At 67.1% G+C, this 14,793-nt stretch carries 18 protein-coding genes and 1 other RNA gene; 6 read left to right on the top strand and 13 right to left on the bottom strand.

What is annotated here, in order from left to right:
* The first annotated feature begins 42 nt into the window (after positions 1-42).
* A complete protein-coding gene (locus tag AC2A1N_RS15230) occupies positions 43-984 on the top strand; it encodes a YiiG family protein (protein WP_242893400.1) in 942 nt (313 codons plus the stop codon).
* 102 nt (positions 985-1,086) lie between these two features.
* Here the strand turns inward: AC2A1N_RS15230 and AC2A1N_RS15225 are convergent, their stop codons facing one another.
* Positions 1,087-1,959 (bottom strand): ion transporter, encoded by an 873-nt coding sequence (locus AC2A1N_RS15225; protein ID WP_049439908.1) that lies wholly within the window; start codon positions 1,957-1,959, stop codon positions 1,087-1,089.
* Positions 1,960-2,022: 63 nt separating this feature from the next.
* On the opposite strand from AC2A1N_RS15225, the gene AC2A1N_RS15220 reads away from it, so the two are divergent.
* Positions 2,023-3,249: an acetylornithine transaminase gene (locus tag AC2A1N_RS15220; RefSeq protein ID WP_053497478.1), complete on the top strand. Its 1,227-nt coding sequence runs from the start codon at positions 2,023-2,025 to the stop codon at positions 3,247-3,249.
* Positions 3,250-3,342: 93 nt separating this feature from the next.
* Here AC2A1N_RS15220 and AC2A1N_RS15215 read toward each other — a convergent pair whose 3' ends face one another.
* The gene (locus tag AC2A1N_RS15215; RefSeq protein WP_484372766.1) at positions 3,343-3,945 is read right to left on the bottom strand and encodes an HAD-IA family hydrolase; all 603 of its coding nucleotides are present in this window, start codon (positions 3,943-3,945) and stop codon (positions 3,343-3,345) included.
* A 122-nt stretch (positions 3,946-4,067) separates the two neighbouring features.
* On the opposite strand from AC2A1N_RS15215, the gene azu reads away from it, so the two are divergent.
* Entirely contained in the window at positions 4,068-4,517 is a 450-nt protein-coding gene (azu, locus tag AC2A1N_RS15210) for an azurin (RefSeq protein ID WP_049413722.1), read from the top strand.
* A gap of 72 nt (positions 4,518-4,589) precedes the next feature.
* Here the strand turns inward: azu and hemL are convergent, their stop codons facing one another.
* The gene (gene hemL, locus AC2A1N_RS15205; RefSeq protein WP_061480491.1) at positions 4,590-5,879 is read right to left on the bottom strand and encodes a glutamate-1-semialdehyde 2,1-aminomutase; all 1,290 of its coding nucleotides are present in this window, start codon (positions 5,877-5,879) and stop codon (positions 4,590-4,592) included.
* A gap of 18 nt (positions 5,880-5,897) precedes the next feature.
* Positions 5,898-6,524, bottom strand: a complete 627-nt coding sequence (gene thiE, locus AC2A1N_RS15200; protein WP_099495439.1) for a thiamine phosphate synthase — start codon at positions 6,522-6,524, stop codon at positions 5,898-5,900.
* A gap of 34 nt (positions 6,525-6,558) precedes the next feature.
* Between thiE and AC2A1N_RS15195 the strand changes: the two genes are divergently transcribed.
* On the top strand, positions 6,559-6,783 hold the full coding sequence (locus AC2A1N_RS15195; RefSeq protein WP_014038358.1) for a rubredoxin: 225 nt from the start codon (positions 6,559-6,561) through the stop codon (positions 6,781-6,783).
* A 59-nt stretch (positions 6,784-6,842) separates the two neighbouring features.
* Here AC2A1N_RS15195 and AC2A1N_RS15190 read toward each other — a convergent pair whose 3' ends face one another.
* The 8 genes from AC2A1N_RS15190 to AC2A1N_RS15155 all read right to left on the bottom strand — a co-directional run bounded on the left by AC2A1N_RS15190 (position 6,843) and on the right by AC2A1N_RS15155 (position 10,919).
* On the bottom strand, positions 6,843-7,688 hold the full coding sequence (locus tag AC2A1N_RS15190) for a SirB1 family protein (RefSeq protein WP_005419007.1): 846 nt from the start codon (positions 7,686-7,688) through the stop codon (positions 6,843-6,845).
* Between the two features lie 144 nt (positions 7,689-7,832).
* Positions 7,833-8,276: a DUF192 domain-containing protein gene (locus AC2A1N_RS15185; protein ID WP_061480755.1), complete on the bottom strand. Its 444-nt coding sequence runs from the start codon at positions 8,274-8,276 to the stop codon at positions 7,833-7,835.
* Positions 8,277-8,297: 21 nt separating this feature from the next.
* The gene (gene rpiA, locus AC2A1N_RS15180; RefSeq protein ID WP_484372763.1) at positions 8,298-8,945 is read right to left on the bottom strand and encodes a ribose-5-phosphate isomerase RpiA; all 648 of its coding nucleotides are present in this window, start codon (positions 8,943-8,945) and stop codon (positions 8,298-8,300) included.
* Positions 8,946-8,968: 23 nt separating this feature from the next.
* Positions 8,969-9,448 carry an EVE domain-containing protein gene (locus tag AC2A1N_RS15175; protein WP_061480756.1) on the bottom strand — a complete coding sequence of 160 codons (480 nt, stop codon included), beginning with the start codon at positions 9,446-9,448 and terminating at the stop codon, positions 8,969-8,971.
* Positions 9,445-10,038, bottom strand: coding sequence for a 5-formyltetrahydrofolate cyclo-ligase (locus tag AC2A1N_RS15170; protein WP_032954483.1), 594 nt, complete (start codon positions 10,036-10,038; stop codon positions 9,445-9,447). Before AC2A1N_RS15170 ends, AC2A1N_RS15175 begins: the two co-directional genes overlap by 4 nt.
* 83 nt (positions 10,039-10,121) lie before the next feature.
* Positions 10,122-10,307, bottom strand: a non-coding RNA gene (gene ssrS, locus AC2A1N_RS15165) — 6S RNA.
* 97 nt (positions 10,308-10,404) lie between these two features.
* A complete protein-coding gene (locus tag AC2A1N_RS15160; protein ID WP_180877994.1) occupies positions 10,405-10,701 on the bottom strand; it encodes a cell division protein ZapA in 297 nt (98 codons plus the stop codon).
* Positions 10,698-10,919, bottom strand: a complete 222-nt coding sequence (locus AC2A1N_RS15155) for a TIGR02449 family protein (RefSeq protein ID WP_005418996.1) — start codon at positions 10,917-10,919, stop codon at positions 10,698-10,700. Before AC2A1N_RS15155 ends, AC2A1N_RS15160 begins: the two co-directional genes overlap by 4 nt.
* 154 nt (positions 10,920-11,073) lie before the next feature.
* On the opposite strand from AC2A1N_RS15155, the gene AC2A1N_RS15150 reads away from it, so the two are divergent.
* Both AC2A1N_RS15150 and AC2A1N_RS15145 read left to right on the top strand, forming a co-directional pair.
* On the top strand, positions 11,074-11,622 hold the full coding sequence (locus AC2A1N_RS15150; protein ID WP_154351369.1) for a UPF0149 family protein: 549 nt from the start codon (positions 11,074-11,076) through the stop codon (positions 11,620-11,622).
* 5 nt (positions 11,623-11,627) lie between these two features.
* Positions 11,628-12,950: an aminopeptidase P N-terminal domain-containing protein gene (locus tag AC2A1N_RS15145; RefSeq protein WP_134968839.1), complete on the top strand. Its 1,323-nt coding sequence runs from the start codon at positions 11,628-11,630 to the stop codon at positions 12,948-12,950.
* 449 nt (positions 12,951-13,399) lie between these two features.
* Here the strand turns inward: AC2A1N_RS15145 and pepQ are convergent, their stop codons facing one another.
* Positions 13,400-14,731: a Xaa-Pro dipeptidase gene (gene pepQ, locus AC2A1N_RS15140; protein ID WP_484372760.1), complete on the bottom strand. Its 1,332-nt coding sequence runs from the start codon at positions 14,729-14,731 to the stop codon at positions 13,400-13,402.
* Positions 14,732-14,793 lie beyond the last annotated feature (62 nt).

Raw genomic sequence — 14,793 nt, 5'->3', positions numbered from 1 at the left:
GCATGACGATGCCTGCAGTTTTCACTGGTGCAAGGAACTGATTTGAACGCATCCACACGCCTGATTCCTGTTCTCCTGCTCTGCGCGCTGGCCGGCTGCAACAACCCGGCCGGGCTGGCTGTCGCCGATCCCGGGCTGGAAAAGGTGAACGCCTATATCGAGTGCTACAACGGCGTCGAACAGCCCATCCACGAGGGTTTCCAGACCTACACCGGTTGGATGAAGGATTCCGAAGCCGGTCCAACCGGCAAGGAAGCGCAGCCGCGCTCACCTGGCAAGGTGTTGTCGCACCGCGTCGAGTACTGCGGCCAGCCGGTGACCGATGCGCTGGCAAAGACCCCTGCCACGCCGCTGGATGCACCCGCGCGACAGTACCAGCAGGCATTCCAGGCACTGAACACCCTGATCGAGCGTGCCGATGGGTACTTCACCCGCGAGGACTATCGTCGCGATGGTGGCGAAGGGATGCGCAGCCAGCATGCCCCGCTGATGCAGGCCTATGCTGATTTCTTCAAGGCCAGCGAAGCAATGGATGCGGCGCTGGAAAAGAACGAGAACGATCGCCGCGCCGCCCAGCTGAAGCAGATCGAGGAAAGCGAAGGCCGCTCGCTGGCCTATTACCACCTGCGCCTTGTCGGCGATGGCAAGCAGCTGGCGATGGCGTTCCAGAGCGACGCACCGGACGTTGCGGCGTTGCGCGGCCAGCTGGCCGACTATCAGGCGCTGGTGACGGAAATCCAGAACAGTGGTGTCGGCAAGGACGACCCGATGTGGGGCCATGTGCAGCGTTCGGCCGACAAGCTGGTGCGTAGCGCCGGTCGCGGAGTCGAGCGTCTGGAGCAGGGCAAGCCGATCACCGCCGATGCGTTGGCCGCCGAGCGCAAGGCGTCGGGCAGCTGGCTCACCACCGACCCTGAAGGCGCACAGTCGACGATTCTGGATGCCTACAACGACCTGGTGACCACCAGCAACCGCATGCGCTGAGGGCGATCCACACAGGGCGTGGCCCTGTCCACGGTGGCACCGGGCCATGCCCGGCGCGCACCCTGTTGGTCCGGTAGTGCCGGCCGCTGGCCGGCATCTGCCTCAATGGCTGAATGCATCCGGCAGTTCACCGCCACATCTGCGGCAATGCCGTGCATCCGGCTCGTGGCCTTCCAGCCCGCAGTGCGGGCAGCCGCGGGCATCCCGGCGCGCCGCCAGCTCGGCTTCGCGCATGGTGCTGGCCAGTTCGGCGGTGTAGATGCCGGTGGGCACGGCGATGATGCTGTAGCCGATCAGGATCAGCACCGAGGTGACGAAGCGGCCGAGCACGGTCTGGGGCACGATATCGCCGAAGCCGACCGTGGCCATGGTCACCACCGCCCAGTACATGCTGGCCGGGATGTTGGTGAAGCCGTGTTCGGGGCCCTCGATCACGTACATCAGCGCACCGGCGATGATGGTGATGGTGATCACCGTGAACAGGAACACCAGCACCTTGCGCCGGCTGCGCCACAGCGACGTCATCAGGACGCCGCTTTCCTCGATGTAGCGGGTCAGCTTGAGGATGCGGAATACCCGCAGGATGCGCAGCGCACGCACCACCAGCAGGCTCTGCGCGCCCGGGATGAACATCGACAGGTAGGCGGGCAGGATCGACAGCAGGTCGATGATGCCCCAGATGCTCACCGCGTAACGCAGCGGGCGCTTGACCACCGCCAGGCGCAGCAGGTACTCGGCGGTGAAGATGATGGTGAAGCCCCATTCCAGGATGTACAGGCCGGTGGACCACTCGGCATGCAGGTGCTGCACGCTGTCGATCATCACCACCAGGATGCTGGCGACGATCGCCACCACCAGGATCAGGTCGAAGTTGCGCGAGGGCCGCGAGTCATGGCGGTAGATGATGTCGAACCACCGACGGCGCCAGCCGGTCTCGGTGGCGGGGTTCAGCTGGGGGGCGGAAAACGGTCGCATGGGCGCATTGTGCCGCAGGGGTTCCGGCGCGAGAATGGGGATTCCTGAACCCTGCCGACTGCCATGACCGCCGCTACCGATCCGCTGATCTCCCTTTCGCACTATTACCTGCCGGTCTACAAGCCCCGCCAGGTGGTACTGGAACGAGGCCAGGGCGCCCGCGTGTGGGACAGCCAGGGCCGTGAGTTCATCGACCTGGCTGCGGGTATCGCCGTGTGCGGCCTGGGCCACAACGATCCGGACCTGGTGGCCGCGCTGGTCGAGCAGGCCGGCAAGCTCTGGCACACCAGCAATGTGTTCTACAGTGCACCGCCGCTGCACCTGGCCGAGGAGCTGGTGAAGGCCAGCCGCTTCGCCGAGCGCGTGTTCCTGTGCAATTCCGGCGCCGAAGCCAACGAAGTGGCGATCAAGATGGTCCGCAAGTGGGCCTCCAGCCAGGGCCGTCCCGCCGACAAGCGGGTGATCATCACTTTCCGTGGCAGCTTCCACGGCCGCACGATGGGCGCGGTGACCGCTACTGCCCAGCCGAAGTACCAGGAAGGCTACGAGCCGCTGCCCGGTGGCTTCCGCTACATCGATTTCAACGATGAGGTGCAGCTGGAAACCGCGATGGCCGCCGGCGACGTGGCGGCGGTGATGCTGGAGCCCATCCAGGGCGAGGGCGGCGTGATGCCGGCCAAGTCCGGCTTCCTCAAGCGCGTGCGCGAGCTGTGCGACCAGCACAACGCACTGCTGGTGCTGGACGAGATCCAGGCCGGCATGGGCCGCACCGGCACGCTGTTCGCGCACTGGCAGGATGATGTGGTGCCGGACATGGTCACCCTGGCCAAGGCACTCGGTGGCGGCTTCCCGATCGGCGCGATGCTGGCCGGCCCGAAGGTGGCTGAGACCATGCAGTTCGGCGCGCACGGCACCACCTTCGGCGGCAACCCCCTGGCCGCCGCGGTGGCCCGCGTGGCACTGCGCAAGCTGGCCTCGGCGGAGATCGCCGCCAATGTCAGCCGCCAGTCGAAGGCGCTGCGCGATGGCTTCGCCCGCATCAACGACGAGTTTGGTGTGTTCAGCGACGTGCGTGGCCGCGGCCTGATGCTGGGCGCGGTGCTGGGCAAGGACTTCGCCGGCCAGGCCGGGGCGATCCTCGACCATGCCGCCGAGCACGGCCTGCTGACCCTGCAGGCCGGCCCGGACGTGCTGCGCTTCGTGCCGTCGCTGAACATCACCGACGAAGAAGTGGCCGAAGGCCTCAAGCGCCTGCGCGCAGCGATTGCTGCGTTCATTGCCGCGCGCTGAAGCCGGCAGAGGCATCTGTAGAGCCGAGCCTACGCTCGGCTCATCGCGATGTCAGGCAACAGGAGCCGAGCATGGGCTCGGCTCTACAGCGCGTCACGCGATCCTATAGCGCTTCAACACCTTGCCCAATCCACGGCCATCGCGCACGGTTTCCGCGTGCAGGCCGGCGGCGCGTGCGCCGCGCACATTGGCGAACAGGTCATCGACGAACAGCGTGTGCGAAGGCGCCACGCCCAGTACGTCGAGTGTGCGCAGGAATACTGCGGGCTCAGGTTTGCGCAGGCCGAAATCGGCGCTGCAGAACACGCGTCCCTGCAGCGCAGGGAACAGTTCCGGCAGCAGGGTGGGCAGCGCCTGTGCCATCAGCGCGCCGTTGTTGGTCAGTACCGCCAGTGGCAGCTGCAGAACCTGCAGCCGCTGCAGCACCGCGTGCTGCGGATGGCTGGCCGCCTGGCGTGCGGCGATCCAGCTGGGTACATCGACGGTCCTGCCCAGGCACGCCCCCAGCTGCGCCAGATAGGGCGGACCCTGCAGCGTGCCGTTGTCATGCGCCGCTTCCAGTCCGCTGTCGAACAGCGCCGCCTGCACTGCGGCAGGGGTAACATCCAGTGCCTGCGCCAGGTGCAGCACGCGCTGCGCGCGCTGGTACTGCACCAGCACGCCGTCCACATCCAGCAGCAACAGGTCGATCCGCATCGGTCGAGCATGCCATTGCAGTGAGTGCGCGGGAAACCCTGGAGTGGGCATGCGACAGACGGTCGCAGACGCGGCCGCAGGGGCCTGCCTAGAATGGTGCTTGAACCGCAGGAGAGGCAACGATGAAGGCTTGGTGGGTGGCAGTGGGACTGGGCGCGCTGATGCTGGCGCCGTCGGCGATGGCGCGGGTGTGTGCGGTGAGCATCGACAGCACCGACCAGATGAGCTTCAGCAGTCGCGAGATCAAGGTCGCCGCTGATTGCACCGCCGTGGATCTGACCCTGCGCCATACCGGCAAGCTGGCCGCTACCGCGATGGGCCATAACTGGGTGCTGACCCGCACGGCCGACTACCAGCCGGTGGCACTGGCAGGCATGCGCATGACCCTGGCCGACAGCTACCTGCCGAAGGCCGACAAGCGCGTGCTGGCGCACACCAAAGTAATTGGTGGTGGCGAGACCACGCGCGTGCGCTTTTCCACCCAGGGCCTGCAGAAGGGCGGCGACTACACTTTCTTCTGCTCGTTCCCCGGCCACTTCGCGATGATGAAGGGCAAGTTCGTCTTCGGTTGAAAAAAGGGGACGGAGGGGATTAAGTCGTTTATGCACAAACGACTTAATCCCCTCCGTCCCCTTTCTTTGCGATCAGCCCTTGGCGGCCTTGAATGCCACGCGTGCAGCGGCGAGGGTGGCCTCGATCACCGCGTCATCGTGGGCGCTGGACAGGAAGCCGGCCTCGTACGCCGACGGCGCCAGGAACACGCCCTGCTCCAGCATCGCGTGGAAGAAGCGGTTGAACGCTGGGATGTCACAGGCGGTGGCCTGCGCATAGGTCTCCACCTTCTCACTGGTGAAGAACAGCCCGAACATCGCGCCCACGCGGGTGGTGGTCACCGCCACGCCGGCTTCGGCGGCGGCCGCTTCCAGGCCGGCGCACAGGCGTGCGGTGCGTTCGGCCAGGTCGTCGTGGAAACCCGGCTGCTGGATCAGCTCCAGCATCGCCAGGCCAGCGGCCATCGCCACCGGGTTGCCGCTCAGCGTGCCAGCCTGGTAGATCGGGCCGGCCGGGGCGATCTGCTGCATCAGCTCGCGGCGACCGCCGTACGCACCCACCGGCATGCCGCCGCCGATGATCTTGCCGAACGTGGTCAGGTCCGGGGTGATGCCGTAGTGCGCCTGCGCACCGCCGAGGGCGACGCGGAAGCCGGTCATCACTTCGTCGAAGATCAGCAGCGCGCCGTGTTTCGTGCACAGTTCGCGCAGGTGCTGCAGGTAGCCCTCGCGCGGCGGGATGCAGTTGGCGTTGCCGACCACCGGTTCGATGATCAGGCCGGCGATGTCATCGCCCTGCTGCTCGAACAGCGCAGTGGCCGCTTCGAAGTCGTTGTAGGGCAGGGTCAGGGTCAGTTCGCTCAGCCCGGCCGGGACGCCCGGCGAGGTCGGCACGCCCAGGGTCAGCATGCCGCTGCCGGCCTTGACCAGGAACGAGTCGCCGTGGCCGTGGTAGCAGCCTTCGAACTTGACGATGCGGTTGCGGCCGGTGGCGCCACGCGCCAGGCGGATCGCCGACAGGGTGGCCTCGGTGCCGGAGTTGACCATGCGCACCATCTCGCACGACGGCACCAGGCGGGTGATGGTCTCGGCCATGGTCACCTCGGCCGCGCATGGCGCGCCGAATGACAGGCCGTTGTCGATCGCCTTCTTCACCGCCTGGCGTACCGCCGGGTGGTTGTGGCCGACGATCATCGGGCCCCAGGAGCCGACGTAGTCGATGTAGCGGTTGCCGTCGACGTCGTACAGATAGGCGCCGTCGGCGCGCTCGACGAAGAACGGTTCGCCGCCGACCGACTTGAACGCGCGCACCGGCGAATTGACGCCGCCCGGCAACAGCTGCTGGGCGCGGGAGAACAGGGCGTGGGACTGGTCGTGGTTCATGGGGGAATATCCTGGGCGTTACGCGAACTGGGCGAGGAAGGCGCGCTGGGTCGCGACCGGGTCTTCGGCGGCGAACACGCTGCTGACCACGGCGACCAGATCGGCACCGGCGTCGATGATGGGACCGACATTGTCCGGCGTCAGCCCGCCGATCGCCACCCGTGGCACGCCCAGTGCGGCGCTTTGCCGCAGCAGGTCGGCATGGGCGCGGCTGGTGGTGATCTTGGTGGTGGTCGGGAAAAACGCGCCGAAGGCCACGTAGCTGGCGCCGGCGGCCACGGCCCTCTCGGCATTGGCCAGCTGGTCATAGCAGGAGGCGCCGATGATGGCCTCGGGGCCGAGCAGGGCGCGCGCGCTGGGGATGTCGCCGTCGGTGCCGCCCAGGTGCACGCCCGCCGCGCCCACGGCCTTGGCCAGCGCCGGGTCATCGTTGACGATCAGCGGCACGCCGTGGTCCGCACACAATGCCTGCAGCGCGGTGGCCTGCTCCCGCCGCAGCGCGTCGCTTGCGGTCTTGTTGCGGTACTGCAGCCAGGTGGCGCCGGCGGCCAGCAAGGGTGCGGTACGGGCCAGCAGGCGTGCGGTATCGGGCTCGTCCGGGGTGATCAGGTAGACGCCGCGGGGCGCCGGGGAAGCAGAAGTCATCGATGGCTACCGGTGAGTGGACCGCGATGGGACAATGGCGGCCCGTGAATCCAGTCCTGATTATCCGATGAGCGATGCCACCCCCACCACCTTGCGCACCTGGATGTGCGTGGTCTGCGGCTTCCTGTACAGCGAAGCGGAAGGCTTGCCGGAGGAAGGCATCGCGCCAGGGACGCGCTGGGAGGACATTCCCGAGACCTGGACCTGCCCGGATTGCGGGGTGACCAAGGCCGATTTCGAGATGGTCGAGGTCGATTGACTGGAGGGCCATCCGGCCCATCCGGTGGGTGTGGACCGTTGGTCCACACACCGACTCCCTCAATGCAGCCGCGGCATCGGCCCGCCGAGGTCGATCAGCTTCTCGCGCAGCCACTGCGCATCGCTGGCTTCCGGATTGCGCTTCAGGTACTGGCCCAGATCGTGGCGGGCACCGGCCAGGTACTCCAGCTGCAGATAGGCCAGGCCGCGGTCGCGCAGCGCATCGTCCTGCTCCGGGGCCAGCTTCAGCAGGCGGTCGGCACTGCGCGCGGCGCGGTCCCACTCGCCGGCTTCGGCATACACGCCGTGCAGGTTGCGCAGCATGCGCATCAGGATCGCGCGCGCGGGCGCCGGGTCGAGGATCTGCGCCAGCACCTGGTCGTCGGGCATCTGCCCGCCCAGATGTGACTTGGCCCGCTCGCGCAGTTCGTCCACGTCCAGCGGTCGGCCACCGTTGAACGGGTCCATCACCAGCACGCCGTCGTCCACCGGCAGGCGCACCAGGAAGTGGCCGGGGAAGGACACGCCATCGAGCGGAATACCCAGCCGGCGCGCGACTTCCATCTGCACCAGCGCCAGCGAGATCGGATTGCCCAGGCGGCGCTCGAATACCTGGTTGAGGTAGCTGTTGCGCGGGTCGTAGTACTCGTCGTGGTCGCCGCTGTAGCCCAGCTCGTCGAACAGGTGGCGGTTGATCGCCGCCATCTTCAGCGGGCTGTTGTCGATGCTCTCCACTTCCGAGCGGAGGTGCTCGACATGGCTCTGGATCAGCGCGTCGTAGGTGGACGGCTGCAGATCGGGGTATTCATCGCGCGCGATCAGCAGCGCGGTCGGCAACAGTGGCAGCGCCTCGTCTTCGAGGTCGGCCAGGGCATCCCAGTCGGGGAGTGTGATCCGGTCCTGCATGGCCACAGACTGGCGTCATTCGCAGGCGGTTTCAAGCGGTATCGCGTGAAAAATTCAGGGGTCAGATGCCTTTCGCGAGCGAATGGGATCTGACCCCTGCAGGGTTGCCGGCCAGCGGCCGGCACTACCGCGGGCAGAACCCTGTTACTCGATGCCTGGGCCGAATTTCAGCTCCGTGCCGTCCTTGAGCTGCAGCTTCTCGGCCTGGCCGGCGTTGAGTTCCAGTACATAACGCGCCGGGCCACCGCTGGGGTAGGGCGGACACATGTCGCCGGCCGAGCACGGCGGTACGTCGCGCTGCTGGCTGACCAGCCTGCGCTGGCTGTCGAAGTACAGGATGTCCAGCGCGATCCTGGTGTTCTTCATCCAGTACGCCTGCATTTCTTCGCGGTCGTGGATGAACAGCATGCCGTGGTCGGCCGCCATCTGGTCGCGGAACATCAGCCCGCGCGCGCGGGTTTCATCGTTGGTGGCCAGCTCGACCTGGTAGCGGGCGCCGTCCAGCTCGACCCAATGGCGGGCCGCGTCGGTGGCGCAGCCGGCCAGGGCCAGCAGCGGAAACATCAGCAGCGAACGCAACAGCGACATCGTCAGGCTCCTTCGGAAGGGTCAGAGCACGACCGGCGGCTCGCCGCCGACGATCACCACATCGGCGCGACGGCGCGCGAACAGGCCGACGCAGACCACGCCCGGCAGCTGGTTGAGCTCGCGCTCCAGCTTTTCCGGATCGGTGATCTGCAGGTTGTGGATGTCCAGGATCTGGTTGCCGTTGTCGGTGACCACGCCCTCGCGCCAGGTCGGCTGGCCGCCGGTCATGTCGCGGATCTGGCGGGCGACCAGGCTGCGCGCCATCGGGATCACTTCCACCGGCAGCGGGAACTTGCCCAGCACCGGCACCTGCTTGCTCGGGTCGACGATGCAGATGAAGCGCTCGCTGGCCTCGGCGATGATCTTCTCGCGGGTCAGTGCGGCGCCGCCGCCCTTGATCAGGCACTTGTTCGGGTCGCACTCGTCGGCGCCATCGACGTACAGCGACAGGTTGCCGCTGTGGTTCAGCTCGACCACCTCGATGCCGTGCTGCTTCAGGCGTGCGGTGCTCTGCTCGGAGCTGGACACGGCGCCCTTGATGCGGTGCTGGATGCGGGCCAGGGCATCGATGAAATAGGCCACGGTGGAACCGGTGCCGACACCGACGATCATGCCGTCTTCGACGTACTCGATGGCTTTCTCGGCGGCCAGGCGCTTGGCTTCGGACATGGGAAGAACTCTCAGGCAGGGAATCAGGATTTCTTTTCCAGCGACAGCAGCAGCTTCCACTGCGCGGCGGTCACCGGGAACACCGACAGGCGATTGCCCCTGGCAACCAGCGGGAAGCCCTCGCCCAGCTCGTCAGCGTGCAACTTGATCTCGTCCAGCGCGATCACCTGCTTGAGCTTGCGGTCGAAGGCCACGTCCACCAGCATCCAGCGCGGGTTCTCGCGCGTGCTCTTGGGGTCGTGGTAGTCGGATTTCGGGTCGAACTGGGTGTCGTCCGGGTAGGCTGGGCTGGCGACGGTGGCCAGGCCGACAATGCCGGGCACCTTGGTGTTGGAGTGGTAGAACAGGATGCCATCGCCCACCTGCATGCCATCGCGCATGAAATTGCGCGCCTGGTAGTTGCGCACCCCGTTCCAGGGTTCGACCTTGACCTTGGCCAGATCATCGATGGAGAAGGCGTCCGGTTCGGACTTCATCAGCCAGTAGCGCTTGCGGGCGGTCATGCGTTCACGGGGGCAGCGGAGGGGAACAGGGTGCCGTCTTCGGTGCAGATCGCATCCACCGGCACGTCCCACGACGCCACCGGCAAGGACTCGACCTGCTGCACCGCGAACGCAGCACCGACCAGCCAGGGCGGCGCCGGCCGGTCGTGGCGGAAGGCGAAGCTGCGATCATACCAGCCGCCCCCCATGCCCAGCCGGCGGCACTGTGCGTCGAACCCCACCAATGGGGTCACGACCAGCGCCATCCGTTCCGGTTCCAGGGTGTCTTCCACGGCCACGTCCGGCTCGGGGATGCCATAGCGGTTGCTGGTCAGCGGCTGCCCGGGCCGCCATGGTGCGAAGCGCAACACATCGCCGGCCAGTACCGGCAGGCAGTAGGTGAGTCCTTCGGGCAGTTGCAGCTGCCAGCGGTGCAGGGCGATTTCGCCATCCAGCGCCCAGTAGCCGGCCACCGCGCCTTCGCGCGGGGCGAACGGCAGGGCGAGCAGGGCATCGGCAAGCGATTCGGCGGCGGCGATGCGCTCACCAGCGTTAAGGTCACGGCGGCGTTGCCGCAGGTCGTGGCGCAGGGCCTGGCGCGGGTCGGTCATGGCAGCGAGCGGCAAGGATCAGCCGCCATTGTGCCGGAAAGAACAAGGGCGACGCCCGAAGACGCCGCCCTTGCTGGAATATTGCATTCTCCGCAATGTCGATGCATGCGAAACGACCTTGAACCCGGGGGCTCAAGTGGGAACGCTGGAGAACCATCGGGCTTCCCGCTACAAGGCGGACCTGCACTCCCGGCGCTGTCGCGCTCCCGGTGTCGTTCTTAAGGGACAAGGCGAATGTTTGCACATGCCGTCGAGTACCGCAGAGAACGCGTGGTCATTATAGCCAGCACGCAGGATCTGGATAGGCCGTTCGTCGGCAACAGTCCGTGCCAATTCAGATATGAGAAGACGCGTTGTGCACGGTCTTCAGGCGCCGCCGTCGATCGCGCGGTCCAGGCGCCGGTTCAGGTCGGCCAGCGTCTGCTGCAGCGCCACGGCCTGGCGGGCGTTCTCGTCGCGCAGCAGCTGCAGTTCGTGGGCCAGGTTCAGCGCGGCCAGCACGGCGACGCGGTCGACGGCGGCCATGCGGTTGCTGCCGCGGATCTCGCGCATGCGCGCATCGAGCAGGCGCGCAGCCGCCATCAGGCTGTCGCGTTCGTCGGCGCCGACGCCCACGGTGTATTCACGATCGAGGATGCGGACACTGACCGGTTCGGCGCTCATGTGTGCTGCTCCAGGGATTTGAGCCGGCTGATCATCGCTTCAACCCGCGAGCGCGCCTGCTCGTTCTTGGCCAGCAGCGTCGAGCGCTCGGCCACCAGCTGTTCCTGCTGGTGGCGCAGGCTGCGGTTCTCCTCGGCCAGGCGCTGGTTGCGTTCAAGCAACGCGTCCACGCGGGCGGCAAAGTCCTGCAGCTGGGCAAGGGGATCGGCGGGTTCCATGCGGGCACGATAGGCAAGCCGGGTGAGGGCGGTCAAGCGCTGTCGCAGCAAGGCCGGACGGCCACGAGAGGATGCCGCAGGGTTGCTACACTACGGGGTCTCACGGGCGCGCGCGTGCGCACCCCGGGTTTCCTTATTCCGAACGAGCCGCACGATGACCGAACTTCCCTCCGTCGACGACGTTACCCGCGCCAGCCAGGCGCTGGGCCTGGGCGCTACCGCTGCCGAGCTGCACGGCGCGCTGTGCGGCTGGCTGGCCGCCGGCGGCGCCCCCGGCAACGATTGGCCGGCGCGCGTGCTGGCCGACGACACCCTGCCGCCGGTGGCCGCCGACAGCGTGCTGGGGCAGCTGCTGCAGGCCACCATCAAGCAGCTGGAAGACCGCGACTTCGCCTTCGAACTGCTGCTCGCCGACAGCGACGACGTGTCCGCGCAGGCCGATGCCATGTTCAGCTGGACCCGCTCGTTCCTGGGCGGCTTCGGCCTGGGCAGCGGCGGCCGCCGCCCGTCCCTGTCCGAAGAGGGCGAAGAAGCGCTGACCGACATGGCCAGCCTGGCGCGTGCGTCCAGTGAGGATTTCGAGGCCGGCGGCGATGACGACGACGAAGCCCTGTCGGAGATCGAGGAGTTCATCCGCGTGGCGGTGCTGCTGCTGCACGGCGACGTGGTGCTGGCCGCGCGCCATCGGCAGCGCCTGAACTGATGGATATCAGGCAGCGCACCGGCATCGCGGCCGGCGAATACAAGCGTCGCCGCCGCCAGCTGATGGACATGGCTGGCGAGGATGCGATCCTGGTGCTGCCGGCCGCAGCCGAGAAGGTGCGCAGCCTCGATACCCATTATCCGTTCCGCCAGGATTCGGATTTCCAGTACCTGAGCGGCTTCCCGGAACCGGAAGCGGTGCTGGTGCTGATTCCGGGCCGCCGCCACGGCGAGGCCATCCTGTTCTGCCGCGAGCGCGATGCCGAGCGCGAGGCCTGGGACGGCAGCCGCGCCGGCCAGGAAGGCGCGGTAGCGCAGTACGGCATGGACGATGCCTACCCGATCGATGATCTGGACGACATCCTGCCGGGCCTGTTGGAAGGGCGCTCGCGCGTCTACTACCACTTCGGCCGCGACGCCGACTTCGATCTGAAGCTGATCGGCTGGGTCAACCGCGTGCGCTCGCAGGTACGCCACGGTGCGCAGCCGCCCCATGAGTTCCTGGAGCTGGGCCACCTGCTGCACGAGCAGCGCCTGTTCAAATCCGGCGCCGAAGTGGCACTGATGCACCACGCCGCACAGATCAGCGTGCGTGCGCATCTGGCGGCGATGAAGGCCGCCAGGGCCGGCATCCACGAGTATGAACTGCAGGCCGAGCTGGAACGCGTGTTCCGCGCCAGCGATGCGGTACCTGCGTATTGCAGCATCGTCGGTGCCGGCCGCAACGGCTGCATCCTGCATTACCGGGACAACAACGCGCGGTCGCGCGATGGCGAGCTGGTGCTGATCGACGCCGGCGCCGAGTACCGTGGCTACGCCAGCGACATCACCCGCACCTTCCCGGTGAACGGCCGCTTCAGTGCCGAGCAGCGCGCGCTGCACGACCTGGTCGGCGAGGCGCAGGCGGCGGCGCTGGCCCAGGCCAAGCCGGGCGTGCCGTACGAGGCCGGTCACCTGGCCGCAGTGCAGACCTTGACCGAGGGCCTGCTGCGGCTGGGCCTGCTGAAGGGCACGCTGGAAAAGAATCTGTCCGAAGGCCTGTACCAGCGCTTCTACCGGCACAAGACCGGCCACTGGATCGGATTGGACGTGCACGATGTGGGCGATTACCGCCTCGCCGGTGATTCACGCCTTCTGGAGCCTGGCATGGCGTTCACCATCGAGCCGGGGCTGTACATCGGCGTGGACGACACGACGGTGGAACCGCGTTGGCGCGGTATCGGCATCCGCACTGAAGACGATGTGCTGATCACCGATGACGGCCATCGCGTGCTGACCGAGGGCCTGGCGCGCAGCGCCGATGAGATCGAAGCGGTGATGGCGGGGTAGGGGTTTTCGGCAGGGCTTGCAGCCCTGCACCTGAAGAGGCCACAGCAACAGCAACCGCAACAGCGGCATTCCGTGGGATGGCGGGGTACTGTGGGTTTGCGGGGCCGCCGCAAGTACGTCCTTGTAGGCTTGGTCGCCGCATCCATGCGGCTCACACCTCGCAAACCCACAGTACCCCGCCTTCGACAGGTTCACGCGGCTGTTGGTAGGTGTCGACCTTGGTCGACACAGAGCGAGCGCAGCGAGCGACCCGCTTCTGCTTTTCTTTTTTCTTTTCCGTGGTTGGACGCGCAGGAAACTGTCAAAGGTGGGGCGGGTGGGCCATGCAGGGGCGTTGGCGCCATGGATGGCGCCATCGAGCTTACAGGGACGTACTTGCAGCGTCCCCTGCATGGCCCACCCGCCCCGCCAAGCGCGGCTTTTGCTCTGAGCGCCCAACCACGAGGGGCTCAGCCGTTGGCCGCCGCAAACGCCGGCCGCGTCAGGTTGTCCGCCTCGCCATCAGTGCACAGCACTTCGTCTTCGATGCGGATGCCGCCATACGGACGGAAGAAGTCCACGCGGTCCCAGTTGATCGCATCACCGTGGCCAGCGTCCTTCACTTCATTCAACAGCATGTCGATGAAGTACAGGCCCGGTTCGATGGTCACCACCATGCCCGGCTCCAGCACGCGGGTCAGGCGCAGGTACGGGTGGCCCGCCGGGCGCTCGATGCGGCCGCCTTCGTCGCTGGCCGCGAAACCGGCCACGTCGTGCACCTGCAGGCCGATCAGGTGGCCGATACCATGCGGGAAGAACGCGGCGCTGACGCCGGTCTCCAGCGCGGTCTGCGGCGAGACCTTGATCACGCCGAAGTCCTTCAGTACGCCCATCAGCGAAAGATGTGCGTCCACGTGCAGCTGCTTGTAGTCGAAGCCCGGGCGCACCGCTGCGCACATCTGCTGCTGGGCAGCGTCGACGGCGGCGATCATCGCCGCAAACTCGTCGTGGCCCTGCGCGGCGTAGGTACGGGTGATGTCGCTGGCGTAGCCGTGGGCACTGGCGCCGGCATCGATCAGGAAGCTGCGCAGCGGCTGCGGTGCCTTGCGGCCCAGCTCGGTGTAGTGCAGCACGGCGGCATGTTCGTTCAACGCCACGATATTGCCGTACGGCAGCTCGTTGGCGTCCTGGCCGACCGCCTGGCAGTACGCCATGTGGATGCTGAACTCGTCGGCGCCATTGCGGAATGCGGCCTCGGCAGCGCGGTGGCCGCGCACGCCCAGCACCTGGGCCTGGCGCATCAGTGCGATCTCATACGGTGTCTTGCTGCCGCGGTGCCATTCCAGGTAGTTCACCACCGGGGCCGGGTTGTTCGGCACGTAGCTGCCCAGCGCGCTCTGCGGCTCGCCGAGGATCGCGCAGCGCGATGGATCGGCCGGCAGCAGCGCCAGCGCGTCTTCCGGCTTGCGGATGATGTGGATGTCGAAGTGATCCACCCACCAGCCGCTGGGGGCATCCGGCACCACGTGCCAGTAGTCGAAGGGCTGGTGGAAGATCACCGCCGGGCGCTTGCCCGGGGTGAACACAATCCAGCTGTTGGGCACGCGGGTGAGCGGCAGCCAGGCCTTGAACTGGGGGTTCACCGCATACGGATAGTCGCGATCATCGAACACCTGGTAGTGCAGGGTGCCGCTAGGCACCACCAGGTGATCGAAGCCGCCGCGGGCCAGCGCCTGTTCGGCACGTCGGCACAGCACGGCCAGGTGGTCGGAATACAGGGCGCCGGGGTCTTGCTGGATCATTGCGGTGGCTCGACACGGAAAACGGCCCTAGATTCTGCCGCATACCGGGAAAAACCGCTGTG

The organism is Stenotrophomonas maltophilia group sp. SKK55 (genome assembly GCF_057179845.1).
This window is presented reverse-complemented; position numbering and strand designations above follow the sequence as displayed.